Annotated in this window: 29 protein-coding genes and 1 tRNA gene; 2 read left to right on the top strand and 28 right to left on the bottom strand. The window is 65.3% G+C overall.

Going from position 1 to position 24,199, the window contains the following annotated elements; all coding sequences use genetic code 11:
* Window positions 1-34: 34 nt before the first annotated feature.
* A tRNA-Leu gene (locus tag ACK41V_RS20535) sits at window positions 35-119 on the top strand.
* A gap of 252 nt (window positions 120-371) precedes the next feature.
* Here ACK41V_RS20535 and ACK41V_RS20530 read toward each other — a convergent pair.
* The 28 genes from ACK41V_RS20530 to ACK41V_RS20395 all read right to left on the bottom strand — a co-directional run bounded on the left by ACK41V_RS20530 (window position 372) and on the right by ACK41V_RS20395 (window position 22,767).
* Entirely contained in the window at window positions 372-980 is a 609-nt protein-coding gene (locus ACK41V_RS20530; protein WP_409785090.1) for an IPTL-CTERM sorting domain-containing protein, read from the bottom strand.
* 561 nt (window positions 981-1,541) lie between these two features.
* Window positions 1,542-1,751, bottom strand: coding sequence for a hypothetical protein (locus tag ACK41V_RS20525; protein WP_409785088.1), 210 nt, complete (start codon window positions 1,749-1,751; stop codon window positions 1,542-1,544).
* A 65-nt stretch (window positions 1,752-1,816) separates the two neighbouring features.
* Window positions 1,817-2,557, bottom strand: a complete 741-nt coding sequence (locus ACK41V_RS20520; protein ID WP_409785086.1) for a 4'-phosphopantetheinyl transferase family protein — start codon at window positions 2,555-2,557, stop codon at window positions 1,817-1,819.
* A 46-nt stretch (window positions 2,558-2,603) separates the two neighbouring features.
* Window positions 2,604-3,026 (bottom strand): excinuclease ATPase subunit, encoded by a 423-nt coding sequence (locus tag ACK41V_RS20515; RefSeq protein ID WP_409785084.1) that lies wholly within the window; start codon window positions 3,024-3,026, stop codon window positions 2,604-2,606.
* A 135-nt stretch (window positions 3,027-3,161) separates the two neighbouring features.
* Window positions 3,162-3,599, bottom strand: coding sequence for an excinuclease ATPase subunit (locus ACK41V_RS20510; RefSeq protein WP_409785082.1), 438 nt, complete (start codon window positions 3,597-3,599; stop codon window positions 3,162-3,164).
* A 70-nt stretch (window positions 3,600-3,669) separates the two neighbouring features.
* On the bottom strand, window positions 3,670-4,089 hold the full coding sequence (locus ACK41V_RS20505; RefSeq protein WP_409785080.1) for a hypothetical protein: 420 nt from the start codon (window positions 4,087-4,089) through the stop codon (window positions 3,670-3,672).
* 3 nt (window positions 4,090-4,092) lie between these two features.
* Window positions 4,093-5,343 (bottom strand): beta-ketoacyl-ACP synthase, encoded by a 1,251-nt coding sequence (locus tag ACK41V_RS20500; RefSeq protein WP_409785078.1) that lies wholly within the window; start codon window positions 5,341-5,343, stop codon window positions 4,093-4,095.
* A complete protein-coding gene (locus ACK41V_RS20495; protein ID WP_409785076.1) occupies window positions 5,340-6,101 on the bottom strand; it encodes a 3-ketoacyl-ACP reductase FabG2 in 762 nt (253 codons plus the stop codon). Before ACK41V_RS20495 ends, ACK41V_RS20500 begins: the two co-directional genes overlap by 4 nt.
* A gap of 60 nt (window positions 6,102-6,161) precedes the next feature.
* On the bottom strand, window positions 6,162-6,632 hold the full coding sequence (locus ACK41V_RS20490; RefSeq protein WP_409785074.1) for a hypothetical protein: 471 nt from the start codon (window positions 6,630-6,632) through the stop codon (window positions 6,162-6,164).
* A gap of 14 nt (window positions 6,633-6,646) precedes the next feature.
* Window positions 6,647-7,843 (bottom strand): beta-ketoacyl-ACP synthase, encoded by a 1,197-nt coding sequence (locus ACK41V_RS20485; protein WP_409785072.1) that lies wholly within the window; start codon window positions 7,841-7,843, stop codon window positions 6,647-6,649.
* Window positions 7,843-8,439 (bottom strand): DUF3261 domain-containing protein, encoded by a 597-nt coding sequence (locus tag ACK41V_RS20480; RefSeq protein ID WP_409785070.1) that lies wholly within the window; start codon window positions 8,437-8,439, stop codon window positions 7,843-7,845. Before ACK41V_RS20480 ends, ACK41V_RS20485 begins: the two co-directional genes overlap by 1 nt.
* Complete coding sequence (locus ACK41V_RS20475; RefSeq protein ID WP_409785069.1) at window positions 8,436-9,704, bottom strand: NAD(P)/FAD-dependent oxidoreductase; 1,269 nt, start codon at window positions 9,702-9,704, stop codon at window positions 8,436-8,438. The genes ACK41V_RS20480 and ACK41V_RS20475 overlap by 4 nt, the downstream gene beginning before the upstream one ends.
* On the bottom strand, window positions 9,704-12,055 hold the full coding sequence (locus ACK41V_RS20470) for an MMPL family transporter (RefSeq protein WP_409785068.1): 2,352 nt from the start codon (window positions 12,053-12,055) through the stop codon (window positions 9,704-9,706). Before ACK41V_RS20470 ends, ACK41V_RS20475 begins: the two co-directional genes overlap by 1 nt.
* Window positions 12,052-12,705: an outer membrane lipoprotein carrier protein LolA gene (locus ACK41V_RS20465; RefSeq protein WP_409785066.1), complete on the bottom strand. Its 654-nt coding sequence runs from the start codon at window positions 12,703-12,705 to the stop codon at window positions 12,052-12,054. Before ACK41V_RS20465 ends, ACK41V_RS20470 begins: the two co-directional genes overlap by 4 nt.
* Entirely contained in the window at window positions 12,702-13,142 is a 441-nt protein-coding gene (locus tag ACK41V_RS20460) for an acyl-CoA thioesterase (RefSeq protein WP_409785064.1), read from the bottom strand. Before ACK41V_RS20460 ends, ACK41V_RS20465 begins: the two co-directional genes overlap by 4 nt.
* A 45-nt stretch (window positions 13,143-13,187) precedes the next feature.
* Window positions 13,188-14,180, bottom strand: a complete 993-nt coding sequence (locus ACK41V_RS20455; protein WP_409785062.1) for an acyltransferase — start codon at window positions 14,178-14,180, stop codon at window positions 13,188-13,190.
* On the bottom strand, window positions 14,177-14,953 hold the full coding sequence (locus ACK41V_RS20450; protein ID WP_409785060.1) for a glycosyltransferase family 2 protein: 777 nt from the start codon (window positions 14,951-14,953) through the stop codon (window positions 14,177-14,179). The genes ACK41V_RS20455 and ACK41V_RS20450 overlap by 4 nt, the downstream gene beginning before the upstream one ends.
* Window positions 14,950-16,659, bottom strand: a complete 1,710-nt coding sequence (locus tag ACK41V_RS20445) for an AMP-binding protein (protein ID WP_409785059.1) — start codon at window positions 16,657-16,659, stop codon at window positions 14,950-14,952. The genes ACK41V_RS20450 and ACK41V_RS20445 overlap by 4 nt, the downstream gene beginning before the upstream one ends.
* 66 nt (window positions 16,660-16,725) lie before the next feature.
* Entirely contained in the window at window positions 16,726-17,277 is a 552-nt protein-coding gene (locus tag ACK41V_RS20440) for a hypothetical protein (RefSeq protein WP_409785057.1), read from the bottom strand.
* Window positions 17,278-17,299: 22 nt separating this feature from the next.
* Entirely contained in the window at window positions 17,300-17,560 is a 261-nt protein-coding gene (locus ACK41V_RS20435; protein WP_110533437.1) for an acyl carrier protein, read from the bottom strand.
* Between the two features lie 27 nt (window positions 17,561-17,587).
* Entirely contained in the window at window positions 17,588-17,848 is a 261-nt protein-coding gene (locus tag ACK41V_RS20430; protein ID WP_007855388.1) for a phosphopantetheine-binding protein, read from the bottom strand.
* Window positions 17,835-18,611 (bottom strand): lysophospholipid acyltransferase family protein, encoded by a 777-nt coding sequence (locus ACK41V_RS20425; RefSeq protein WP_409785055.1) that lies wholly within the window; start codon window positions 18,609-18,611, stop codon window positions 17,835-17,837. Before ACK41V_RS20425 ends, ACK41V_RS20430 begins: the two co-directional genes overlap by 14 nt.
* On the bottom strand, window positions 18,604-19,344 hold the full coding sequence (locus tag ACK41V_RS20420; RefSeq protein ID WP_409785092.1) for a beta-ketoacyl synthase chain length factor: 741 nt from the start codon (window positions 19,342-19,344) through the stop codon (window positions 18,604-18,606). Before ACK41V_RS20420 ends, ACK41V_RS20425 begins: the two co-directional genes overlap by 8 nt.
* Window positions 19,345-19,515: 171 nt before the next feature.
* Complete coding sequence (locus tag ACK41V_RS20415) at window positions 19,516-19,899, bottom strand: DUF1090 family protein (protein WP_409785054.1); 384 nt, start codon at window positions 19,897-19,899, stop codon at window positions 19,516-19,518.
* Between the two features lie 175 nt (window positions 19,900-20,074).
* A complete protein-coding gene (locus ACK41V_RS20410) occupies window positions 20,075-20,254 on the bottom strand; it encodes a CsbD family protein (RefSeq protein WP_409785053.1) in 180 nt (59 codons plus the stop codon).
* Between the two features lie 137 nt (window positions 20,255-20,391).
* Window positions 20,392-21,273 carry a DUF6279 family lipoprotein gene (locus ACK41V_RS20405; protein ID WP_409785051.1) on the bottom strand — a complete coding sequence of 294 codons (882 nt, stop codon included), beginning with the start codon at window positions 21,271-21,273 and terminating at the stop codon, window positions 20,392-20,394.
* A gap of 207 nt (window positions 21,274-21,480) precedes the next feature.
* Window positions 21,481-21,696: a hypothetical protein gene (locus ACK41V_RS20400; RefSeq protein ID WP_409785049.1), complete on the bottom strand. Its 216-nt coding sequence runs from the start codon at window positions 21,694-21,696 to the stop codon at window positions 21,481-21,483.
* A 117-nt stretch (window positions 21,697-21,813) separates the two neighbouring features.
* Entirely contained in the window at window positions 21,814-22,767 is a 954-nt protein-coding gene (locus ACK41V_RS20395) for a LysR family transcriptional regulator (RefSeq protein ID WP_409785047.1), read from the bottom strand.
* A gap of 180 nt (window positions 22,768-22,947) precedes the next feature.
* On the opposite strand from ACK41V_RS20395, the gene ACK41V_RS20390 reads away from it, so the two are divergent.
* The gene (locus ACK41V_RS20390) at window positions 22,948-24,144 is read left to right on the top strand and encodes an acyl-CoA dehydrogenase (RefSeq protein ID WP_409785045.1); all 1,197 of its coding nucleotides are present in this window, start codon (window positions 22,948-22,950) and stop codon (window positions 24,142-24,144) included.
* Window positions 24,145-24,199: the final 55 nt, after the last annotated feature.

Genomic DNA, 24,199 nt, shown 5'->3' with positions numbered 1-24,199 from the left:
TACTGTGCCATAATTTGGGGCTTCACGAATTCCAGCCCGGGTGGTGAAATTGGTAGACGCAGGGGACTCAAAATCCCCCGCCGCAAGGCGTGCCGGTTCGATTCCGGCCCCGGGCACCACAGATAAGGCCGTACGGTTCCACAACCGTGCGGCCTTTTTCTTTTTCCCTATGGGAAGTGGCTTGGACTAGCGCGCAGATGCGCGCCGAAGTGTGCCGGAATCCGGGGGTACGTGGGGGTACATTTTGGGGGGGCATTTCCGAAAAGTGGGGGTACATGGCCCTGATACCCCCAAGGGTGCCGCCATAGGCAGCGGCGCCTCAGAACAGAGCCACACTAAGGGGCGCCACCCCTGCCCAGAGTCGCGAGGATTTAGCCCCGCTTGCGACTGACGGCGGCGATGCCCAACATCGCCAGCAACGACGACATGCCGAGTAAGGCGTACTCGCCGAGGGTGGGGATGCTGGCTGGAGTTGCGGGAGCCGCGGGAGGAGCAAGGCCGATGTTGATCACGATCTCGTCGCCGGATGGGACGAACAACGTCTGGGTTCCCACGGTGAGACCGAGGGCGGCCAATGTCGTGCCAGCATAAGTAGATTGATTGACCAGCGGTGACCCGGAGGCATAGGTAGGCGGGAGGTAGAGATCATTTCCGAGAAGGAAAACATTCGGCCCAAAAGAGCTTGAGCCGAAGCTCGCCACTGCTGAGGGCAGCGAAATGCCCGGCGTTAGCACTCCCAAATACCGATCTCCATCTATATCCGTGCCAATACAGAGAGCGTTTGTGTAGATCAAACCATCGCCGCCAAGAAGACACGGTCCAATACTGCCAGACGATAGAGCGGGGCTGATGACTATCGAGCCCGAGCCACTCATCACGACATCAGGGCCAACTTGATCGATGTTGATGTTGTAGACGGCCTGAGCCATGTTTGCTGCCAGGAAAAAAATCACGCCCACACCAGCGCTTCTCAAATTCATCTCCGCACTTTCATAAGAATAAATATCATTTCGAGTTTAGAGGATGCGTTTGATCCAGACAAAGCCAAAGTGGTCAACACGGCCCATACTTACCAGATACCGTCACATGGTCGGCTACTGAACACAGCCGACAACTCCCTTTTGCAGCCCGCCCCGTGCGGTCTCCTTTTTGGGCTCATCTCCTACGGCGGCGGAAAACGGCGCAGTGCTCAATGGACTCTTTCCCCCAAGGAGTACACCATGTCCACAGACCCAAACGAACATCCCGCCCACCGAGTCCCTGAGACATTTCCACTGCCGCCTGGCGATCTTCCACCGAGCACCGAGGCGCCGACCCTTCCACCTCAGCCGCAGCTTCCGCAGTCTGGGCCGGAGAACGTGGGTGAAGTGGAGGATGAAGGCTCAGATCCAGTAGGCCAGCCGCCCAGGATGTGAACTGAGTAGGTAAAACTCTACGGCCAGCCACCTTTGGGTGGCGTTTTTATGTTCAACACCGGCTACTCCCGCGCACACGCAAACCCATACCTTCTCGGTGAAGCAAATGGCATCGTCCTGTCCCACTCAATCCTTGAGAACCACACCCAGCGCCGCAAGCTTTTCGGCATAAGAATCCCTGCGCTTCGCTGCTTTGGCTGCCGTATCGACAGCCGCCTGGATGGCCTTGGGGCCTTTGGCGGCAACCGCTTTGATCAGCCCTTGCTTGTGGGCGGCATCGGCTTGCGCCCTTTTGAAAGTGGCGATCAGTTCGACATGGGCAGAAGGTTGATTCATAGGTTTTCCATTTTTTCCGAGCTGCTATTCCGGGTGCTTCTTCAATATCTGGCGGTAGCGGTCGATCAACACTCCACCAACACCCAATCGCTGTCCCCATGCCACTCGATGTCCTCGTCGCCACAAAGTTCATACGGCTGTGTATTGCGTTCAAGGGTACATGCCGAAAGGACTGCGTCACGGCCATGCTGGGTTTTGCCTGACCACGATTGGGCGTGCGCGAGAGGTGACGCCGAGGCGTTGGCTGCGCGGCGACATTCGATGCGCTGGATGTACGAAAAATCTACACCCGTCCCGATACATTTGAAGTACGCCTCCTTCAGGCTCCACCATTGCACAAACATGCGCTGCCGCGACAGTTCGCAATCGGTTGCACGCAATTGTTGTATCTCGTGGGGGGAGCAGGCCAGGGTGGTCAGTGCGAGCACGTCCCGCCTGGAGGATCGGACACTTTGTATCTCTATATCCACGCCCACTGGCTGCGTTGCCAGGCCACAGGCGATGAACGTCTTACTGTGTGAAAGGGACAGGTGCATCAAGGCGGCTGCAGACATGCCATGGTGGTGCGCATTCAGCCCCGGCGCCCTGTCCTCTGGGGCGTCCAGCCTCCAGTGTTCCACGGGGGTTGTGGTGGACTGCGCCAGCAGGCTGCGCAAAGCGTAGCGGCAGGCCACAAACTCTCGGCGCCTTTGCTGATGCTGCATGGTGGCCAGACGCGCCTGCTCGTCTTCAGAAAGCCAGCCCGGTGCCAGTTGCCGGGCATGAGCCCATAGCGCGGCCTGTGCTGCCACCAGCAACCGGGGCATAGCGAGAGCTGCCGCAGGGACTTGGGTGTCGGGCGTTGGATTCACCTCACTGTGCGGTGCGGGCGTAAGTGCCCTTCAGCGTCACGCCTGTCAGGAAGTTGCCCGAATAGCATTCAAAGTTCACCGGGTCCTTGAATGTTTTTTCTTTGTAAAAGCTGTGCAGGTCGACCACGGCGTTGGCGCCGTGTTTCTTGGCGTTCTCCTGCAGGGTGATCAAGCCGGACAATGCAGCCCAGTGGCATGCAAATACAGGGTCTTTGCCGCCTGATGTTGTGCGGCGGTTCACATGTTCTTGACCCAGACTGGGGGCTGCCATTTCGGGCGTGGTCGCACCCGAGAGGTAAAACTTCACGCTGCCGTCGAGCTTGCCCTCCTTGAGCCCCAGGCGCACAGCCTCCTCCAGCGGTTGCAATTGCACCTTATCGCGAGCATGGGCAAGGTTGGCAGCAAGGTCAGCGCCAAAACCCATTGGTGCGTCTTCTTCATGATTCTTTTCCTTGGTTCTCCTGCTGCGGAGAGTGATTGTTGTTGCTGTCATCGTCGACTTGTTCTGGTCAGCATGCCGCAGGGTTTCGTCGGCCGTACGGGTTGCTCACGCGCGCCCTCAACCGCCGGTACGGGCGTACGTTCCCTTGAAGGTCACGCCGATCACGATGTTGCCCGCATGACATTGGTAGGTGACCGGATTCTTGACGGTGTTGCGCCTGTAATAGCTGTGCAGGTCTACCACGGCGTTGGCGCCATTTCGCTTGGCCGACTCCTGGAAGGCAATCAACGCGGACAAGGCTGCCCATTTGCAACCGAAGGCGTCGTCCTTGCCAACGCCGTTGGTCTTTTTGTTGGACACGTCTTCGCCCAGGCGAGCGCTGACCTTGGGCGTTTTGGCGCCCGAGAGGTAGAACTTGACGCTGCCGTCTAGCTTGCCCTGCTCTACGCCCATCCGCACAACCTCATCCAGAGGCAGCGTCAGCACATCATTGCGTGCATGGGCGATGGTGGCCGCACAAAGCGCTGTCAGCGCCAAAGACAGATGCTTTTTCATGGGTGTTACCTCGCCTCTGAGCAATACCTTGATAGGGGGATTGGCAAGGATTCTTCCTTGGACTCAAGACTCAAATCGGCCCGATCCGCTTGATGAGGTTCAGCACCCAGCGGTTGTAGTTGGGGTGGATCTTGCGCACGCCGCCCAGCTCCTCATAGTTCAGATTGAAGCTGGTCACGTAGTCGATTTTGTAGCCCGTCTGGTCGTAGCGCACGGCAACCGTCACCTGGTGTTTGCCTTGCTTGTCGAAGCTCAATTCCACCAGCCCCGGCTCTTCGCGGGCCACAGCCCATCCCAGCGCCTGCCCACCGGCAACGATGCGGTCACGCGTTTGCGTCGCTTCGAGCGGGGTCGCCGACACCGAGAGAACCTTGGGTGCGTCGTACAGGTCTGCTGTGCGGGCAAGGGCCGCGCCACTCTGCAAAGACAGCGCGATAACCGCGGCGACTACGGGACCGCGGCCCCAGACCATTGCTTTCAAAGTCTTCATTCTTTATTCGCTCCACCGTTTAAATATTAGGGACGTATTGATGCCGCCGAACGCAAAGTTATTGCTCATCACCACGTCGGTATGCAGCTGGCGTGCCTCGCCCATGATGTAGTCCACCGCGCCGCAGCGGGGGTCGGGCTCGGTGAGGTTGGCGTTCTGGGCGAACCAGCCTTCGCGCATCATCTCCAGCGTCATCCAAGCCTCCAGCGCGCCACACGCGCCCAGGGTGTGGCCCATGTAGCCCTTGAGCGTGCTGATGGGCACGGTGCTGCCAAACACGGAGTGCGTGGCATGGGATTCGGCGATGTCGCCCTGATCCGTGGCCGTGCCGTGGGCATTGATGTAGCCAATCGCCTCGGGTGGCAAACCGGCGTCGGCCAGGGCCATGCGCATGGCCTGGGCCATGGTGACCGGGTTCGGGTGGGTGACGTGGGTACCGTCGGAATTGGTGGCAAAACCGACGATCTCGGCCACGATGCGGGCGCCGCGCGCCTTCGCATGTTCCAGCTCTTCGAGCACAAAGGTGCAGGCGCCCTCGCCCAGCACCAGGCCGTCGCGGGCCACATCGAAGGGGCGTGGGGTGAGCTCGGGCGTGTCGTTCTTCGTGCTGGTGGCGAACAGGGTGTCGAACACGGCGGCCTGCGTGGCGTCTAGCTCTTCGGCGCCACCGGCCAGCATGGCCAGTTGCTTGCCGCTTTGAATGGCTTCGAACGCGTAGCCAATGCCTTGGCTACCGGAGGTGCAGGCGCTGGACGTGGTGATGATGCGGCCCGTGGTGCCGAAGAACACGCCCATGTTGACCGGCGCCGTGTGCGACATCATCTTGATGTAGGTGTTGGCGTTGATGCCCTCAGTGCTCTTCTCGGCCATCATGCGGCCGAAGTCACCGATGGCGGCCGGGGTGCCGGCCGACGAGCCGTAGGACACGCCCATGTGGCCGCTCTTGACGAAGGGGTCGCCCAGCAGGCCTGCGTGCTCCAGCGCGATCTCGGTGGCACGGGTCGCCATCAGAGCCACGCGGCCCATGCTTCGCATGGTCTTGCGGTTGTAGTGCGCGGGCAGCTCGAAGGGCGGCACGGTGCAGCCCAGTTGGGTGCTCAGGCCATCGTAGCCCTCCCACTCGTGCATCACGCGGATCACGTTGCGTCCGCTGAGCAGTTGGCTGCGCACTGTGGCCCAGTCGTTACCCAGGGGACTCAAGGCGCCGATGCCGGTGACTACCACCCGGCGTTTGGATGTTGTGGAAATGCTCATCCGACCATCCCCCCATTGACTGAAATGACCTGGCGCGTGACGTACGACGCCTCGGCGCCCATGAGGAAGGCAACCACGCCTGCGACCTCGTCCACGGTGCCCATGCGGCGCATGGGGATCATCTCCAGCGCGTGCTCCAGCACCTCTTGGCTCACCATCTCGGTGTCGATCAGGCCCGGAGCCACGCAGTTGACGGTGATGTTGCGCTTGGCCAGCTCGATGGCAAGGGACTTGGTAGCGCCGATCACACCGGCCTTGGCCGCGCTGTAGTTGGTCTGCCCGCGGTTGCCCATAAGGGCCGAAACCGATGCCAGTGTGACGATGCGCCCCGGCTTGCGCCGGCGCACCATGGGCATGACGACGGGGTGCAGAACGTTGTAGAACGCATCGAGGTTGGTGTGCACCACGCGGTCCCACTCGTCGCCGGTCATGGCAGGGAAAGCGTTGTCCATGGCGATGCCAGCGTTGCACACCACGCCGTAATAGGCGCCGTGGGCATCGATGTCGGCATCGAGAGCCGCAGCACAGGCGGCGCGGTCGGCCACGTCGAACTGGAGCACACGCGCATGGCGCCCGAGGGCCTCGATCTCTGCCACGGCGCTGTGCGCCTGGTCCAGGCCACTTCGGCAGTGCACCACGATGTCGTGGCCAGCCTGGGCCAGGCGCAACGCGATGGCACGGCCAATGCCCCGGCTGGAGCCCGTCACCAAAATGGTGGTGGTGGTGAGTGGTGGTGGTGTCTTCGTCGGCTCAGTCATTCTTGGTGTCGATCTGCCTGTGATGTGGTTGTACTTTGGAGTGCGTGTCCATCTGCCAGCTCACAGGCTTGCTGATGGCGAAGGGGAAATGTAGGCGCGCCCGTCCTCTGGTTCAAAGACAGCAATGCGAGCGGTGGCCAATGGGGTCTCATCAGCGTCGTGGATTCGGCAATCGAACATACCCAGGCCGTTGTCACCCATCAGCTCGCGGTGCACGCTGACCGTGAGGCACGTGCCGGGCGCGAAGAAAGCCTGCGCCGCCTCGTACTTGCGCGAGCCCAGCAAAAAGCCGATCTGCACCGCCTGCCCCTTCTGCAGGGCGCGCCAACCGGCCCAAGCGGCCACCGTCTGGGCCATGTACTCAATACCCACCCAGGAAGGCATGCCGGCATCGTGCAGAAAGAGCCCATCGCGCGGCACAGTGACCTCGGCCACCGCGCCGTCATCGTGCGCGGCCAGCAGGCGGTCCACAAGCAGCATGGCGCCACGGTGGGGCACATAGTTCTCTATCGACAAAAAATCATGGCTCATCATGGCTCAAACATTCACGCAGCCTCAAACAGCAGGCTGCTGTTGCTGCCACCGAAGGCAAAGGAATTGCTGATCACCGCACGCACGGCGCGTCCCAGTTGCATGCCGGGTGCGACGGCGGCCAGGGCTGGTATGCCGGGGTCAGCGACACCGTCCCACCAATGCACGGGCAGTACGCCCAGGGGATTGTCCTGCAGCACATGCCAGGCCACCACGGCCTCCAGCGCGCCAGCGGCAGCCAAGGCATGACCGGTGAGCGGCTTGGTAGAACTTACAGCGACATTCAGACCAAACACTGCGTCTACCGCCCTGCTCTCCATCGCATCGTTGTGCGGTGTGGCGGTGCCGTGCAGGTTGACATAGTCAACCGCCGCTGGCTGCATGCCCGCGCGCACCAGCGCCTGCTGCGTGGCCGCCACAGCGCCCTGGCCGGAGGGGTCGGGCGCGGACATGTGGTGCGCGTCCTGGGTCTCGCCCCAGCCTGCCAGGCGCACCGGGCCGGGCTCGCGGCTCAGCACAAAGAAGGCCGCCGCCTCGCCCAGATTGATGCCCTTGCGGTTTGCCGACAACGGGTTGCAGCGCTCGGCCGACACAGCCTCCAGCGCGCTGAAGCCGCCCACGGTAAAGCGGCCCAGTGCATCCACGCCGCCAGCCACCACCGCATCGACCATCCCTGCCTGCAGCAGCCGCCCCGCCGATGCGAGGGCTTTGCCCCCCGAGGAACATGCCGTGGAGATGGTGTGCGCAGGCCCCCGAATGCCCAGGTGCTGCGCCAGGAACTCGGCAACGTTGCCCATCTCCTGCACGGGGTACTCGAAGCCCAAGGGGAACCGGCCTTCCTGGCACAGGTGCCTTGCAGCCGCCTCACCCTCGTCCATGCCACCCGTACTGGTGCCTACCACCAGGGCTACCCGCGCGGGGCCCCAGCGGGTGATGGCCTGTGCTACCAGGCCTTGCAGGCCCTGCATGGCGCTCCAGGCCAGCGCGTTGTTACGCGAACGCTGGTGTGGCGGTGCAAATTCCAGCGCGGGCAGCACCGTGCCATCGGGCAGGCAGCCCAGGGGCAGCACCCGGCCGGGGGAATAGCGGTCGCTCCAATGCAGGGTCTGCGGGTCGGTGGCGGCGAACAGGTTGGCGCGCATTCCAGCCGCGTCCAGCCCCAGGGCGCTGCAGGCCGACGCGGCGTTCAGGTAGACATGCGGGCGGGCCATCACGCGGGCTCCTGCGCCGGGGCGCACAGGTTGGAGCCGCCGGGCGACTCGACGCGCAGACTGAACGGTCCCTGCGGGTAAATGATCTCTACGGCAGAGGTGCCGACGAACTGCACGCGCACATGCTCGCGTCCATCGCGCATCAAACGGCGGCCCGTGCTGGAAGCCTCTACGCTCCACGGCGCCTGAAACGCCTGCTGCACCGCCTGCGCAGGCCAGAAGGCGAGCTGCAGGTCGCTGAGCACCTGCTCGGGCGCCAACTGCGCGGGCCAGTGGCGCGAGAGCTGCTTGTCCCACTGCTGCCCATCCCACACCATGGTGCCCATGCCCTGCCCCATCACGAAGAAGGCCAGGCGCACGGCCTGGGCATCCACTTCGAGCAAAGCTTCGAGCTGCTGCTGGGGCCTGCCGGGCGGCTGCACCGTGAGGCGCTGCTGCACGGCGGCCGAGCAGCCCAGGGCCGCAGGCGACAGGGCCAGCAGCGGCGCGCGCCCAGCACTCGGTGCGTCGCCAGGGGATGCGCAGCCTGCAAGCATCAGCATGCCCAGCACTGCGGCCGCCCGGGGCGATCTGAAAGCGGCTGGCGTGATGCTCATGCGGGTACGGTCCCTGGCTGTTGCGGTTGCATGCGGCACAGCTCGCCCAGCACCTGCAGGCGCCGCTGCGGCTCAGCCACGTAAGGGTTTTTCTTGTCCCAGGCATAGCCCGCCAGGATGGAAGCGATCATGCGGCGAATCTCGGGGCTGTGCTGCGTGCTGAAAATCACGTCCTGGAAGCCCCCGTCGTACCAACCCTGCACGAAGGCGCGGAAGGTGTTCACCCCCGCCTGCAGCGGCACGGCATAGTCCTGCTGCCAGTCCACCACCTCGCCGCGCCAGGCGCGATCAATGCAGCGCGCGGCCAGGCTGGCCGAGGTGACGGCGATGGTCACGCCGCTGGAGAACACCGGGTCCAGAAACTCGCCCGCGTTGCCCAGCAGCGCAAAGCCCTTGCCCCACAGCGAGGTGACGTTGGCCGCATAGCCGGTGATGGAGCGGCCCGGCGTGTCCCACACGGCGTTGCGCAGCACATGCGCCAGGCTCGGGGTCTCGGCGATGATGGCGCGCAGGCGCTCGACCTCGCTGCCCTCGTAGCGCGCCAGGAACTCGGGCGTGGCCACCACGCCCTGCGAGCAGCGGCCGCCGGAGAAGGGGATGGTCCAGAACCACACCCCATGGTGTACCGGGTGTACCGAGATCAGGATCTTGCTGCGGTCCATGTCGCCATGGGCGATGCCGTCTTCGATGTGCGTGAACAGTGCCCCGCGCACGGGGAAGTCCGACGGGCGCTCGAGCTGCAGCATGCGTGGCAGGATGCGCGCAAAACCGCTGGCGTCGAGCAGGAAGCGCGCGCGCACGGTGTACTCCTCGCCCTCGGGCGAGGTGACGGACACCTCGGGCTGCTCGCCCGACACGTCCACCGCCGTCACCGTGTGGCGGTAGCGCAGCTCGGCGCCGGCCTTTTCGGCGGCATCGGCCAGCACCTTGTCGAAGTGGCCGCGCTGCACCTGGTAGGTGGTGCCCCAGCCGGGCGAGAACTTGTCGCGAAAGTCGAAGTCGGTGCGCAGATCGCCCTTGGCGAAGGCCGCGCCGTTCTTGTACTGGAAGCCCGCTTCCACCACGTCCTGCAGCATGCCGGCCTCTTCGATGTAGGCCATGCTTTGGGGCAGCAGGCTCTCGCCGATCGAGAAGCGCGGAAAGGTCTCCTTCTCCAGCACCAGCACCTGGCGGCCCTGCTTGCGCAGCAGGCCGGCGGCCACCGCGCCCGAGGGGCCCGCGCCCACGATCAGCACCTCGGTCTGTTCCATGCGGCGTTGTTGCATCAAAATTCCTTGTTGTTCGTGGCGCTGCGAAACAGCGGCGCCAGCACCAGCACCAGCGGCAGGCCCAGCATGAGTGTGAGGCCAAAGGCCTTGAGTGCCGGCGTGGCCGACAGGCCCAGCAGCCCGAACGAGAGCCAGGTGCTGCCCGCGCCGATGACCACCGCCAGCCAGGCATGGGGGTCGTCCTCATGCTCCTGCAGGAAGATACCGTAGTCGATGCCCACGCCCAGCAGCAGCATCAGCGCCAGCACGTTGAACAGCTGCCAGGGCGCGCCAAAGGCGGTGAGCACGCCCACCACCACCAGGCTGGCGAGCACGGTGGGCATCCAGGCGCGCCAGGCCTTGCGGCCAAAGCGCAGCCACAGCGCGGCCAGCACCAGCACGTGGCCCAGCAGCAGCAGCTCGGTCATGGAGATGCGGTAGCGCTGCAGCAGGGCGGATATCTCGGCCGGCTTGTCGACCCAGGCCACGCCTTCAAGGCCCTGGGCGGCACCGGCCAGCGCGGGCAGCGATGCGAGGTCCGTCACGCCGCGCAGCATGAGCAGGCTGCGGTAGCGGCCCTCGCGTTCGCCCAGCCACAGGGGTCGCGCGGCGGTCGAGATGGGCTGCGCCAGCCAGGCCTGCACCGTGAGCGGCGCGGGCGGCGGCGTGGCGGGCCGGGCAAAGCTTTCGCCCAGCGCGGCATTCACGCCCTTGAACACGGCCTCCTGTGCATGGGCCACCAGTTGGGCATCGCTGTCCTGGCGCCGGGCCGATGGCACCCAGTCCGATACCGCGCTGTAGCCCACCAGCAGCTGGCGCGCCACGAGGGCGTCGAGCCGGTCCTTGAGTTCTTCTTCGCGCTGCAGCACCTGCTCGGGCGTGCTGCCCTGCACCAGGTAGAACTGCGCCGGGCTGGGCAGGCCCAGGATCTCGCCCACCTGGCGCTGCTGGGCCACGAGCGATGGGGATGCGTTCTGCAGCTGGCGCACGTCGTCCTGCGCGCGCAGGCCACCCAGCAGCCACAAGAGCAGCGCCATGGCCACGCACACCGCCACCGAGCCGGGCAGCGCCTGGCGCCAGCGCGGCCAGGCCATCAGCGTCTGGCCGATGCGCTGGGCCACAGGGCTGTGCGGCATGCTGCCCCGGTCGAGCCAGGGGAACCAGCAGACCACGGTGAGCATGGCCGCCGTGAGCCCCACCACCGAGAACACCGCCATCTGGCGCAGGCCCGGGAAGGCCGCCGCGCCCAGCGCCAGGTAGGCGATGGCGCTGGTGCCCAGGGCCAGCCACAGCGCCGGCATCAGAGCGCGCATGAGCCCATGCGGGCTGCGCCCGGGCGCGCCCTGGCGGCTGGCGAAGTAGTGGATGCCGTAGTCCTCGGCCACACCCACCAGGCTGGCGCCGAACACCAGGGTCAAGAGGTGTACCTGCCCGAAGAACAGCGCCGTGACCGACAGCGCCACCGCGCAGCCCACCAGCAGCGACACCCCCACCAGCGCCACCGGCCGCAGCGAGCGAAACGCCAGCCAGGCCAGCAGCAGCACACCGGCCAGCGAGCCCCAGCCGATGGTGTTGATCTCCCAGTTGGCCTGCACCGCGGCCGCCTCGGCATGCAGGGGCACGCCGGCGGTGACCATGCGGGCACCGGGCCACTTAGCGCGCACCTGGGCCAGCGCTGCCTGCAAGGCCCCATCGAGCACCGGCTCGCCGGACAGGCGAAAGGCCGAGCCCTCCAGCGTGAACTGCAGCACCGCCCACTGCTGGCCGTCGGCCGCCACCCACAGCTCGCCATCGCGCGGACGGGCCTGGCTTTGCGCGCCGCGCGCCGTCCACCACTGGGTCCACAGCCCCAGGGGGTCGCTCACCCAATCGGACAGGCGGGCCTGCACGGCGGGCTGGTACAGGTCCTGCAGCGCCTTTTGCACCAGCGCGGCATCGGGCGTGCCGGCCAGCATGCCGCGCTGCGCAGGCGTGAGCAGGCGCTCGCGCCAGGGCTGGTAGAAGCCGAGCGCGGCCTCCATGGAGGTCTTTTGCGCGACGGGGTCTTCGCGCAGGCGCGCACCGGCCCCGGTGGCCAGGGACTGGCGCAACACCTGCACGGCGGCGCGCGCATCGGCCCACTCGCCCGCCCCCAGCAGCACCACCACCTGGCGCGACATCTGGCCCACCAGTTGCTCGGTGGCCAGGGCCACGTCGGGCGCCTGCTCGTTCACGGGCAGCAGGGCCATCACATCGGTGTCGATGCCGTCGTGCTTCCAGAACTGCCACTGGTACACGCCCACGGCGATGACCACCAGCAGCCAGGCCAGCGCGGCCGTGCGCCAGAGCCAGCCGGGGGGTGCGTCCTGCACCGGGGTGTGCGCGGTCATTCGAACTGCGCCGCGTCCTGCGGGCGCAGCGCGTTCTCGGCCACCGGCGTGAGAATGCGGATCACGCTGGCGTCACCGCGCGCCTCCTGCAGCTTCACCTCCTGCACGAACTGGTTACCCTGCAGTTCCACCGAGGCCAGCCACTGGGCCAGCGTGGGGTCGCGCGGCACCAGGTGCAGCGACCAGCCCTTGGCGGCCACCTGCCCGGTCACCTCGAAGTGCTGGGCCAGCTCTGCCAGGTTGGCTGACATCACGGCGAACAGCATGGCGTTGACGGTGCGCAGCACGGGCTCGTCCTGCGCGCGCATCTGCGTGGTGAGCTTGCCGTCGCTGCCGCGCGACTGCAGGCTGTCGGGCCGCACCACCAGGGTCGACTCGAAGGGCCGCAGCACATGCCAGACGATGCCCTTGCCGCGCGCCACGATGAAGTCGCCGCCCGAGCGCAGAGGCTGCTTGAAGCCCTTGACGGTCTTGAGCTGCTCGAAGCCGCCGCGCACCACGGGAGCGTCGTGTACGCGCTGGCGCACCTGGGCCAGCAGGTCCTGCGCAGCGGGCGCCGCTGGGGGAGCAGTCTGGGCCGTAGCCGACAGCGCCAGGGCGCACACTGCAGCCACCAGCGCGGTTCTTTTTGTCCAGGCAATGAAGCTCATGGCGCCACCCCCAGGCGCTGCCACAGCACCGGCGGGCAGACGAAGCACATGGCACGGGTCTGCATGTCCACCGCCACCTGGATGGTGTGGGCGCTGTTGACCTTCTGGCCCGTGGCGGCGTCGCTGATCAGGTAGTCGATGCGCAGGCGGTTCTCCCACTCGGTGATGGTGGCGCGCACCTTGAGCACTTGGCCGAAGGTGGCCGGGCGCACGTACTTGAGGCGCATGTCCACCACGGGCCAGCCGTAACCCGATTCGCGCATGCGCGGGTAGTCGTAGTCGAATTTGGCGAGCAGCGCGCTGCGCGCCAGTTCGAGAAAGCGCACGTAGTGGCCGTGGTAGACGATCTCCATCACGTCGATGTCGTAGAACGCGGGCGTGATCTCGATCTCATGGCTGAGCCGCGCGCGCGAGGCCAGCTCTTTCTCAGTGGACATGCGGCAGCCTCCGGGCGGGCGTGAAAAATGGGGTCATGCAGGCAATCATGCAGCGGGGACCGGGCGCGCGGGCGCGGCCTGATCCCAGAAGGGGAAAAAATTGAACCAGTCGTATGGCGCCCTGCGCAGCATGCGTTCGAGCTGCTGGGCGAACAGGCTGGCGTACCCTGCCAGCGCCTGCTCGCGCCGGGCACGCGGCAGCAGCACGCGCTCGGCCAGCGGCACGAACTCAACCGCGTAGCCTGCGCCGTCGTGCACGCAGCCCATGAAGTACAGCGGGCATTCGAGCACCGAGGCCAGCACGTAGGGACCGCAGGGAAACGGCGCCTGGTGCCCGAGGAAGGTGGCATGCGTGACGCGGCCCTCGCGCACGGGCACGCGGTCGCCGGCAATGGCGATGAGCTCGCCGCGCGCCACGCGCTCGCCGAGCATCATGGCCGTGGCGGCGTTGAACTCGGTCACCTGCAGCAGCTGCACGCCGCTGTCGGGCGCCAGGCGCTGCAGCACGCGGTTGAAGCGCTCTGCGTGGGCCGTGTGCACCAGAATGCTCAGGCGCAGGCCCGAGTGCCGCTCGGCAATGGCCCGGCACAGCTCGATGCAGCCCATGTGCGCGGTCACAACCACGGCGCCCCGGCCCTGCTGCTGGAGCAGCGCACTGAACTGCTCGCGCCCCGTGAAGACCACGCGGTCGAAGCGGTAGCGGCCGGTGAGGGCCAGCAGCTTGTCGAGGATCACCTCTGCAAACATGCGAAAGTGCCGCTGGCTTTGGCGCCAACCCGGCATGTGGGGCCACAGGCCGTGGGCCGCCTGCATGCGCTGCAGGTACTGCAGCGACGAGCGGCGCGCCACCGGGCTGGCCAGCCAGTAGTAGGCGACGATGGGGTACAGGCACAGCAGGAAGGGCCAGCGCCCCAAAAACCGGTGCACCTGGTACAGCAGCCACATGCCTGCGACGAAGGTGTTCTCGCCCATCTGCGCCCAATGCGGCGCATTGGCCGCTGCGGCAGCAGCCTTGGCGTCGGGCGCCGGTGCCGTCATGCTGCGTGCCCGGTACGGCGCCGCCCCACGAGCTTGCGCGCCAGCAGCAGGGGGCTTCGCAGCAGCATGCCGCCGAACAGCCGCGTGTGCATGCCCGAGATGAGTAAGTTGTCGCGCCACACGCGAAAGTGCGAGAGGCCATCCTGCGGATAGGTCACGGCCGTGCGCTGGGTGACGAAGGGCACGCCCTTCCAGTGCATACGCACGAGGATCTCGGTGTCGAACTCCATGTGCCTGCCGATGCGCGCGCCGTCCATCACGCCGATGGCGTCGCGCAGTGGGTAGACGCGAAAGCCGCACATCGAGTCCTCGATGTCCAGCGACAAGGTGTTGATCCACACCCACACATGCGTGGCATAGCGGCCGTACAGGCGCGCCTTGGGCACGCTGGCGTCGTAGCGCGGCGCGCCGCAGACCATGGCCTCGGGCCGGGCGCGGGCCAGTGCGATGAAGGCGGGAATGTCGGCCACGGCGTGCTGGCCATCGGCGTCGATCTGCAGGGCGTGGCTGTGGCCCGCCGCCAGCGCATGGCGCATGCCGGTCATCACGGCGCCGCCCTTGCCCTGGTTCTCGGGCAGGCACAGCAGCGTGACCTGCGTGCCGAGCTGCACGGCCAGGGCATCGAGCACGGCGGCGCAGCCGGGCTCGGAGCCATCGTCGACCAGGATGCAGTGCAGGCCCGCACCGAGCACGCCCTGCACCATGCGGGCGATGGTGGTGGGGTGGTTGTAGACGGGGATGATGGCTACAGGGTGGAACACCGGCGCGGTCATGCAACGGCCCCTTGCACCAGTCGCCCGCTGGCATGCGGGCCGCGTGCCGAGGTCAGCGTGAACTGCAGACTGCCCTTGTCGGGGTTCCACTGCAGCTGCACCTCGACCCGGTCGCCGGGCAGGATGGGCTGCTGGAACTTGACCACCTCGGCCCGCAGAAAGGCCGCCGGGATGCCGAAGGCCTGCGCGCCCAGGGTCACCACCCAGTGCAGCTGCGCCACGCCGGGCACGATGGGGGCGCTGGGGAAATGCCCGTCCAGCACGCGCAGCCCGGGGTCCACCTGCAGCGTGGCCGTGGCCCGGAGCTCGCCGCGCTCCGTCCACAGCGGCTGCGGCATGAGCGGGCGGAACAGCGCCAGCAGGTCGTGCTGCGTGGTCTTGCCCTGCGCGTTCTGCGGCAGGCGCAGCACATAGCGCCAGCTGCGCGGCAGGGCCACGCGGTCCACGCGCGGCTCCAGAAGGGCGCGCAGCGCAGCGCCCAACTGCCGGCGCCCCTGCTGCTGCAGGGCCTGCCAGCCGGCGTCGCTGAGCTCCAGCACCATGCCCATGCGGGCGGCGGCCGGGGGCGATTCGAGCACCACGGCCCGGGCAGCGATGACCCAGTCGCTGGCCAGCAGCGCGTTTTCCATGGCGGTCAGGGAGACGCGCTTTTCGGCGATCTTCACGATGCGGTCGGCCCGGCCCTGCAGCACAAAGCCGGCGCCGCCGTTCTGCGGCAGCGCGCGGTCGGCCGTCTCCCACCAGGCCGCCGCATCGGGCAGGTGGCCCGAGCGCACCGAGAGGCAGCCGCTGTCGGCCAGGCGCACCTGCACGCCCGGCAGGGGTTGCCAGGCATCGCCCTGCTCTGCCCTGCGCCGCCAGGCGATGCCGCCCGTTTCGGAGCTGCCAAACACCTCGGTGGGCGAATGGCCCAGCAGCGCCAGGCAGTGCGCCGAGGCCTCGGGCGGCAAGGGCCCGCCCGATGAAAAGATGCCGCGCAGGCCCGGCGATGCCGCCGCCCAGTCGAGCGCATCCGGCAGGCGGCTGAGCATGGCGGGGCTGGAGACCAGCAGCGCAGGCCCAGGTTGCGACAGCTGCGCCACCAGCTCTTCGGGGTAGCGCAGGAACTCGGTGCCCAGGTGCCGCCCTGCGGCCAGCGGCCACAGCACGCGGAACAGCAGGCCGTAGATATGCTGGTGCGACACCGTGGCCAGCGTGCGCAGGTCCGGCACATCGGTCATGGGGCCGAACACGGCCTGCAGCGCATGCACCTCGGCATCGAGCTGCGAGAGGTATTTGACAATGCGCTCGGGCACGCCCGTGGAGCCCGAGGTGAACAGAACCACCTGCGCCGCGCGCAGCGACAGGGGCTGCAGCACCACGGCCGGGGCCGCGGCTGCGTCGGGCTGCAAGGCACCCGGCAGCAGGCCGGCAGTGGCCTGCACCTGGGGCAGCAGGTGCGCCAGGGTGTGCGGCTGCAGGTCGCTGGCCAGCACCGGGGTCTTGCCCGCATGCCAGGCGCCCCAGAGGGCGGCGGCAAACTGCAGCGGGTCGTCGAAATACAGGCCCACCTCGGTGCCCTGCACCTTCTGGAATGCGGCGCACCAGCCCTGTACGGACGCCACCCAGTCGGCGTGCGATACCGTGCCCCCGCCGGCTGCGGCCGCCACACCATGCGCGGCCGCACGTGCCTGCGGCAGCGCCACGTCGGACAATGCTGTAAACATACTCACCTTGCTCGATTCCTGATTCTTGGAGTTGTTGGACAGGGACGAAACATCTGTTCTTTTGCCTTATGCCAGCGCGCCACGGCGCTTGACCCACTGGCGCACACACCATTCAATGCCCATCAGGCAGCCCATCAGCACATAGGCGATGAGCCCGTTGTACAACGCCCAGGTGGCATCGCTGCTGAAGGCGGCGGTATAGGCCGCTGCGGCGCCGTTGGCCACGAAGAAGACGCACCACACGGCGGTCACCTTGCGGGTGTAGCGCACCCCCGATGGGGGCAGGTCGGGCTCGGTCAAGCGGGCCAGGCGCTCCACCACCGTGGGCGGGTGGCGCAGGCTCACCGCGAACACGACGAGCAGCACGGCATTCACCAGCACCGGGTAGAGCTTGACGGCCAGCGCATCGCCCTGCCACCAGGCGGCCAGGGCCAGCACGGCTGCGCCCGAGGCCACGGCCCACCAGAAGCGCTGGCGCGTGACCACGGCGCGCACCATGGCCAGCAGCACCAGCAGCACGGCCAGCCACTGGGGCGCCACACGGCCCATGGCCAGGTACACGCCCAGCGGGTACAGCACCGTCAGCACCACCAGTACGGCGGTCATGAGCTTGTGCATGGCGGGCAGGTCGCCGACCTTCTCAGGCGGCCGGGGTGGCGTCGTTCACCAGCTGGTGCAGCGCGTCGACCACGTCCTGCACGGTGCGCACGGACTTGAAGGCGTCGGCGTTCAGGCGCTTGCCCACCCAGGGCTTGAGCTGCACGATCAGGTCCACGGCGTCGATGCTGTCGATGTCCAGGTCGTCGTACAGGCGGGCCTCGGGCGTGACGCGGGCGGCGTCGATTTCAAACGTCTCCTGCAGGATGGCGACGATGCGGTCGTAGATGGCTTCTTTGTTCATGTCAGGTTTCCGTGAATGCCGCCCGCTTCAGTGCGTGCGGCTGGCGGCCACGAAGGCGGCCAGCGCCTGCACGCTGCCAAAGTGCTTGCGCGTCTGCTCCGAGTCGGCCGACATGCTCAGGCCGTAGCGCTTTTGCAGGGCCAGGCCCAGCTCCAGCGCGTCGATCGAGTCCAGGCCCAGACCCTCCACGAACAGTGGCGCTGCAGGGTCGATGTCCTCGGGTGCAATGTCTTCCAGTGCAAGCGAGGAGATGATGATTTCTTTGATTTCTTGCTCAAGTTGAAGCACAGGCTGGCTCCTTGAAAAGTTGTTCGGACAGGTGCTCGGTCACATGGCGCGCAGCGAGGGCTTCGCTGGCAGCCGAGGCACAAAAGCCATCGATCTCAATGTCCGGCCGCACCTCGATGGTGAAGTGTGGTTTGCGCACGGGCACCTTCCACCACGGCGTGCCCTTGGTCAACATGGGCAGGCTGCTGTGGATGTGCACCGGCGTGATGTCGATGCGGCCACGCACCGCCACATGGGCCGCACCACGCTGCAGCTTGATGCTGCCCTGCAGCGGAGTGCGCGTGCCTTCGGGAAAGACAATGAGGTTGTTGCCGGCCCGCAGCGATTTCACACAATCTTCTAGCAAACCGGCCCCGTCGCCATTGGTGATAAAGCCCGCAGCGCGGATGGGCCCGCGCATGAAAGGATTGTGGGCTAGCGCCGCCTTGACGATGCAGTCCGCATGGCGCACGAACGAGATCAAAAACACCACGTCGATCAGCGAGGGGTGATTGGCCAGAATCAGCAGGCCCCGACGCTGCAGGCGCTCCAGGCCGTGCACCTCATACGACATCACGCCCACCCCGTTCATCAGCGCCACAAACCAGCGAAAGCAGTGGTGGATGATGTCTTGTGACAGTTGCTGCTGGCGCGCGGGCTCGCGCACCACCAGCGTGAGCAAAGGGCACACCAAGCACCGCAGCAACAGCCCGCCAACACCGAATACCGAGAAACAGAAGGCTGTGGCCACGATGCGCCAAGTGCGGTTGAGCGTTTCAAGCATGCAGGCGCTCCCACATCCACTGACCCGAAGCATGGGTGCGCAAAAGACGCTCGCGCCCCGCCTGAATCAGAAAATGAAGGGTGTCCAGGCCATGGGGCAATCCGGCAACAGCCGCAGTGCTGCTATCAGCATGCAGTCCACCGTCCAATGTTTGCAGCACAAAGCCGGACTCTCCGGGATGTAAAGGTGTGAGCAACACCGACCACGCGAACTCGGCCGCGGGTTCGTCGTGGAAGCAAGCGTAGTCGTCTGGAAGTGGCTCGTCGTAGCAGACCATAAGCACCTCCTGCGCACCCTCATTCAGCAGCGCCACGGCTTCGACCACTCCGGACTCGGGCGCGCAATGCGACGACGCCACACAGACGGCATTGGCGTGCATGCCACGCAAGATAGAGTGCTGCGCGCCAACAGCGTTGTGCACCGAAAGCCCGAACGCGGTAGGAGACAAGGGTTCGTCTTGCGCCTGGCACCTCAGCAATGCCAGAGCCTTCTCTGCATCACCATAGCGGGAAACCCAGACCACCGGAATGTCAGCGCCCAATGCAGGAGGCAACAGGGTGTCGGCAACAGATACAGCCATCCTGGCCAGATGCCCAAATCGCCGACGTGCCATGGGTGGGACGTGTGACAACTCCACCTCCGTGACCCCTACAGGACACACGGGCGCCTCGGCCCAACGCGACCATTGCTCTTGATTCTGCAGGCCCGGTGCTATTGCAGCCCACGCCTTCACGGCGAAAGGTACTCGCACGGCACTTACCTACCCAATCTGTTTTAAGTAAGCGATTGTCGCAGAATCCTCCCCACAACCGGGGCCGCAAAAACGCCCCATCCGACCTGAACAGCGCGCTAATTAACCAAGACACCGCGCCTTTGTGTAGGCGCTCCTACAAGCTTCACAAGATCAACCGCCGCCCTCGCTTTTCAGCCGCCGCAGTTGCTCCTCAGCAGTCTCAAGTGCGGCTTTGAGTGTTCGCACTTCCTTTTCCAGCCTTTCAATATTTGCCAATCGACCCTGGTCTGCCGGGAGTAACTGGCAACCCGATTCCAGAGTAGCCAATTGGTCTGCAAGCTGTCGGCGAAGCAACATCTGGCCCTTTGATCGAGCGAGTTCCATGCGCCTTTCGACTTCGGCCTTTTCTGCGCTGCAAGGCGGTTTGTTGTCCACCTTGTTGGTGGACTGCGCAATGGCAGAACCTGACAAGGCCATCGCAATGGCCCAGGCGCAACAACGGCGTAAGAGCATATAAATACCTGAGAGGGCCAGAGAGAAACGGGCTCTGAGCATGACAGCAATTTGCGGCGCAACGGACCCTGCGCAATAAAAGCGCCACCCGCGCTCGCATCTGCCAAAGTAGCCCCTCCGAAAACGGCTTTTATTCGACCAAAAGCAAAAGCCCCGAAGCAACAACCTTCGGGGCTTTGAGAGTTCTTGTGCAGCGCAATGGGCCGCACAGCGTCATCTATTTGACGGCGTCTTTGATATCTTCCTTGGCGTTGCCATAGTTCTTTTGTACGTTGCCTTCAACCTGCTTTGCAGCACCCTTGACTTGCTGCTCAGGGCTGTTGAAAACTTCGCCGGTTTTTTGTTGAATCTTGCCAGCAACTTCTTTGGCGGCGCCCTTGATCTGATCGGTGTTCATATCAACTCCTTGAGGTAGTTTCATATGGAGAGCAGGATGGCTCTGCATGTAAAAAATACTAAAACGCTGTCCAGGCGATCAACGCGGGCAGATGTCTCGGGTTCGCGTCAGCAGCGGCTTACAGCAATTTGCAAATATCAGCGACCCGCCAGCAGCAGAAAGTCTTGTTCATACCCCTTCACCGACTGCACTGCTTTCAGCCGCTGTGCCGCGGTCATCGCGTTGTGCACCTGCGAAAAGCCTTCGCAGCCTTCTTCCACCAGCGTTTGCGCATAGCGTTGATGGGCTGCGTCGGGCGATGTGTTGAAGCGGTCGAGGTAGCCCCGCAGCAGGGTGCGGGCCTGGTCGGTATTCGTGCGGTCTTCGGCGATTTTTTGCAGCACTTGCACCAAATCTTTCTGGCGGCGCAAGCGTTCGACATAGGTGCGTTGCGGATCAAACGAGGACTGGGCGATAAACGTACGCAAGGCCGCTTTTTGCGGCTCTTCCAGATTGCCGTAGAAGGTTTCTGCGCGGGACGAGAGTTGTTTGAAGCGCTGCTCACGCAGCTTGTCCGGCGCCACATCCACCCATTCTTTTTTCCAGTCGGCGTTGCTGTCGGCCTGCTTCTTCTGCAAGTTGCTGATCTGGGCGTCGGTAAGTTGGGAGGCCAGCCAGACGAGCTTGGGTTCGGCCTGGGTGATGACCTTATCGATCTGGATGCGCAGAGCATCGTACGTGCGGCAAGCCTGGTCCGGTGCTATGGCGGATGGCAGTTGTTGCTGCACTTTTTGCAGCAACTCGGCATGCCGGGGCAGCATGGTGTCGCGGTGCCACTGGTGCAGGTCGCCCAGTTCATCGCGCACGCGCGCGGTCTGGGTTTCTGAAAGGTCGAGGTAGCTGTTCAGCTGCCAATAGGCCAAGTGTGAAACCTGGTTGTAGGCCAGTTTGACGGCGCTGCAGCCTTGCAATAGCAGGCTGCATGCCGCCAATGTGGCGATACACAGCGCTTTGCGAACGGTAGACGACGATGCGCGCACGGGGGCTCCTGGTGAAGGAAGGATGTTAGACGGGCCAACGGCAGGATAGAGCGAACAACGCTCAACCGGGCGCTGCGCCCGCAATACCCCAGCCAGTGTGCAAGGGTTTGCAGCACGCCCACCAGCGGCGCAGTCAGTGCGGACATGGCCCTCGGCAGCGTTGCATCGCTTTAGCGCGGCAACGCCAGGGCGCCATGGCAGTTGAACTCAGTTGTCCTGTCGACGTATCAGTTGGCGACCACTGGGCGTGATGGCCAGCTCACCGCCATTGCCTTTGGCGATAAAGCCCCATTCGAGCAAACGACCTGAAACGTGGTCTTTAAGGGCGTGGGGCAGCGTGATGACCTCGCCCATTTCGAGTTGTTTGAGGGTTGCGATTTCGTCCACGGTGGGGTCGAAATGCGGAGCATGGTAAGTGGTCATGGGGTCGCTCTCGAACAAGGGTTGATGAAAGACAGACTTCCGCGCCACCAGATTAGTTCAGTGCCCAACCCGGCGCAAGCGCGTCATCCCTCACATTCCGACAGCGCCCCCAATCGATCACCCCACGGTCGAAGGCGATGCGTTCGCGCCCGCCTCTGCCATGCCCTGCAGCCACCGTGCAAACGCGGCCAGCACAGGCGGCTGCGCTTGTGCGGGGCTGATGAGGTAGTAGGCGCGCTCACCCCGCAACGGGCGGGCGCACGCCACCACCAGTTCGCCGCTGGCCAGCTCCGCCTCGATCAGCAACGGCGGCATCAGCGCCACACCCATGCCGTGTGTGGCGGCCACGGCCAGCATGGAGAACAACTCGTAGCGCGGACCATCCAGCGCATGCGGTGCATCCACCCCCATGACGTCAAACCACTGGCGCCAGCCATACGGGCGCGTGCTTTGCTGCAGCAGGGGCAAGTCGGCCAGCGCCTCGGCGGCCACGGGCTGATGGGCACGGCCCCGGCCCCGGGGCGCGGCGGATTCGAGCAGACGGGGGGAGCAAACGGGCACCACGTCTTCGTGCATCAGCAACTGAGCCTGCACGCCCGGCCAGTTGGCCACCTGCTCCGGTGTGCCCGCATACAAGGCGGCATCAAAGGTGGTGTCGGCAAACAGGAAAGGCCGCGTTTGCGTGTCGATGTGCACCACGATGTCCGGGTGCAGCTGCGCCAGCTGGGGCAGGCGCGGGATCAACCAGCGTGTGGCAAACGTGGGAACTGCCGCCAGCGTGAGGGTGCCGCCTTCGCCCTGGTGGGCCATCACGTCCAGCGTGTCGCGCTCCAGCCCCTGGAGCCAGCGCGCCACCTGGCGGCCATAGTGCGCGCCCGCGGGCGTCAGCACCACGCCGTGGCGTGTGCGGCGAAACAGCTGCACGCTCAGGAATTCCTCCAGCGCCTGGATCTGGCGCGACACGGCGCTTTGGGTGAGCGACAGCTCCTGCGCGGCGCGCGTATAGCTCTCGTGGCGGGCGGCGACTTCAAAACAGGCCAGGGCCTGGGTCGATGGAATATTGCGGCGCATGATGAAGAGGAACTTGTACGGGGGCCACCTGGCAGGCGGTATCTGGCGCAAAGTATTTCATACATTCCATCCATGCATATCTGGATGAAAAGAACTCGCTTGCGGCACGCTGGCGCGAGGCCTACGATGCGCGTCAGAACACCTTTGTTGCCACCCTTTTTTTTCCACCTGGAGACATACATGGCCCACGTCGCTTTTCAATGGGATGACCCTTTCCTCCTGAGCCAGCAACTGACGGACGACGAGCGCGCCATCCGCGACGCTGCCGCCGCCTACTGCCAGGACAAGCTGGCGCCCCGCGTGCTGGACGCCTTCCGCCACGAAAAGATGGACGTGAGCATCTTTCGCGAAATGGGCGAAGTCGGCCTCTTGGGCCCCACCATCCCCGAGCAGTACGGCGGCCCCGGCCTGTCGTACGTGGCCTACGGCCTGATCGCCCGCGAGGTGGAGCGTGTGGATTCGGGCTACCGCTCCATGGCCAGCGTGCAGTCGTCGCTGGTGATGGTGCCCATCCATGAGTTCGGCACCGAAGCGCAAAAGCAAAAGTACCTGCCCAAGCTCGCCACCGGCGAGTGGATCGGCTGCTTTGGCCTGACCGAGCCCGACCATGGCTCCGACCCCGGCAGCATGGCCACACGCGCCTACAAGGTCGATGGCGGCTACAAGCTCAAGGGCAGCAAGATGTGGATCACCAACAGCCCCGTGGCCGACGTGTTCGTCGTCTGGGCCAAGGAAGTGTCCGAAGGCGGCGCCGTGGGCCCCATCCGCGGCTTTGTGCTGGAAAAGGGCATGAAGGGCCTGACGGCTCCTGCCATTCACGGCAAGGTCGGCCTGCGCGCCTCGATCACCGGCGAGATCGTGATGGACGACGTGTTCGTGCCGGAAGAAAACGCGTTTCCTGAAGTGCAGGGCCTGAAGGGCCCCTTCACCTGCCTGAACAGCGCACGCTACGGCATCGCCTGGGGCGCCTTGGGTGCTGCAGAGTTCTGCTGGCACACCGCCCGCCAGTACACGCTGGACCGCAAGCAATTTGGCCGCCCGCTGGCAGCCAACCAGCTCATCCAGAAGAAGCTGGCTGACATGCAGACCGAGATCGCCATCGGCCTGCAGGCCTGCCTGCAGTTCGGCCGCATGAAGGACGCGGGCACCGCCAGTTTGGAAGGCACCTCCATCATCAAGCGCAACAGCTGCGGCAAGGCGCTGGACATTGCCCGCCTGGCGCGCGACATGATGGGCGGCAACGGCATCAGCGATGAATTTGGCGTGGCGCGGCACCTGGTGAACCTGGAAGTGGTGAACACGTATGAAGGCACGCACGATGTGCATGCGCTGATCTTGGGCCGGGCGCAGACGGGCATTGCGGCGTTCGCGAACTGAGGCAGGAAGGCCCTCTCTCCCCGCTGCTCGCTGCGGCGGTGAGAACTCCCCTCTC

Origin of the sequence: Acidovorax sp. (assembly GCF_046291265.1) — a bacterium.
GTDB lineage: Bacteria > Pseudomonadota > Gammaproteobacteria > Burkholderiales > Burkholderiaceae_C > Acidovorax.
Note: the sequence above shows the minus strand (reverse complement) of the source record. Positions and strands in the feature narration are given on the sequence as shown.

Bases quoted from the DNA above. Each gene is read 5' to 3' on its own strand.
- ACK41V_RS20530 (WP_409785090.1), bottom strand. From the start codon at position 980: ATGAATTTGAGAAGCGCTGGTGTGGGCGTGATTTTTTTCCTGGCAGCA.
- ACK41V_RS20525 (WP_409785088.1), bottom strand. From the start codon at position 1,751: ATGAATCAACCTTCTGCCCATGTCGAACTGATCGCCACTTTCAAAAGG.
- ACK41V_RS20520 (WP_409785086.1), bottom strand. From the start codon at position 2,557: ATGCCCCGGTTGCTGGTGGCAGCACAGGCCGCGCTATGGGCTCATGCC.
- ACK41V_RS20515 (WP_409785084.1), bottom strand. From the start codon at position 3,026: ATGGGTTTTGGCGCTGACCTTGCTGCCAACCTTGCCCATGCTCGCGAT.
- ACK41V_RS20510 (WP_409785082.1), bottom strand. From the start codon at position 3,599: ATGAAAAAGCATCTGTCTTTGGCGCTGACAGCGCTTTGTGCGGCCACC.
- ACK41V_RS20505 (WP_409785080.1), bottom strand. From the start codon at position 4,089: ATGAAGACTTTGAAAGCAATGGTCTGGGGCCGCGGTCCCGTAGTCGCC.
- ACK41V_RS20500 (WP_409785078.1), bottom strand. From the start codon at position 5,343: ATGAGCATTTCCACAACATCCAAACGCCGGGTGGTAGTCACCGGCATC.
- ACK41V_RS20495 (WP_409785076.1), bottom strand. From the start codon at position 6,101: ATGACTGAGCCGACGAAGACACCACCACCACTCACCACCACCACCATT.
- ACK41V_RS20490 (WP_409785074.1), bottom strand. From the start codon at position 6,632: ATGAGCCATGATTTTTTGTCGATAGAGAACTATGTGCCCCACCGTGGC.
- ACK41V_RS20485 (WP_409785072.1), bottom strand. From the start codon at position 7,843: ATGGCCCGCCCGCATGTCTACCTGAACGCCGCGTCGGCCTGCAGCGCC.
- ACK41V_RS20480 (WP_409785070.1), bottom strand. From the start codon at position 8,439: ATGAGCATCACGCCAGCCGCTTTCAGATCGCCCCGGGCGGCCGCAGTG.
- ACK41V_RS20475 (WP_409785069.1), bottom strand. From the start codon at position 9,704: ATGCAACAACGCCGCATGGAACAGACCGAGGTGCTGATCGTGGGCGCG.
- ACK41V_RS20470 (WP_409785068.1), bottom strand. From the start codon at position 12,055: ATGACCGCGCACACCCCGGTGCAGGACGCACCCCCCGGCTGGCTCTGG.
- ACK41V_RS20465 (WP_409785066.1), bottom strand. From the start codon at position 12,705: ATGAGCTTCATTGCCTGGACAAAAAGAACCGCGCTGGTGGCTGCAGTG.
- ACK41V_RS20460 (WP_409785064.1), bottom strand. From the start codon at position 13,142: ATGTCCACTGAGAAAGAGCTGGCCTCGCGCGCGCGGCTCAGCCATGAG.
- ACK41V_RS20455 (WP_409785062.1), bottom strand. From the start codon at position 14,180: ATGACGGCACCGGCGCCCGACGCCAAGGCTGCTGCCGCAGCGGCCAAT.
- ACK41V_RS20450 (WP_409785060.1), bottom strand. From the start codon at position 14,953: ATGACCGCGCCGGTGTTCCACCCTGTAGCCATCATCCCCGTCTACAAC.
- ACK41V_RS20445 (WP_409785059.1), bottom strand. From the start codon at position 16,659: ATGTTTACAGCATTGTCCGACGTGGCGCTGCCGCAGGCACGTGCGGCC.
- ACK41V_RS20440 (WP_409785057.1), bottom strand. From the start codon at position 17,277: ATGCACAAGCTCATGACCGCCGTACTGGTGGTGCTGACGGTGCTGTAC.
- ACK41V_RS20435 (WP_110533437.1), bottom strand. From the start codon at position 17,560: ATGAACAAAGAAGCCATCTACGACCGCATCGTCGCCATCCTGCAGGAG.
- ACK41V_RS20425 (WP_409785055.1), bottom strand. From the start codon at position 18,611: ATGCTTGAAACGCTCAACCGCACTTGGCGCATCGTGGCCACAGCCTTC.
- ACK41V_RS20415 (WP_409785054.1), bottom strand. From the start codon at position 19,899: ATGCTCAGAGCCCGTTTCTCTCTGGCCCTCTCAGGTATTTATATGCTC.
- ACK41V_RS20410 (WP_409785053.1), bottom strand. From the start codon at position 20,254: ATGAACACCGATCAGATCAAGGGCGCCGCCAAAGAAGTTGCTGGCAAG.
- ACK41V_RS20400 (WP_409785049.1), bottom strand. From the start codon at position 21,696: ATGACCACTTACCATGCTCCGCATTTCGACCCCACCGTGGACGAAATC.
- ACK41V_RS20395 (WP_409785047.1), bottom strand. From the start codon at position 22,767: ATGCGCCGCAATATTCCATCGACCCAGGCCCTGGCCTGTTTTGAAGTC.
- ACK41V_RS20390 (WP_409785045.1), top strand. From the start codon at position 22,948: ATGGCCCACGTCGCTTTTCAATGGGATGACCCTTTCCTCCTGAGCCAG.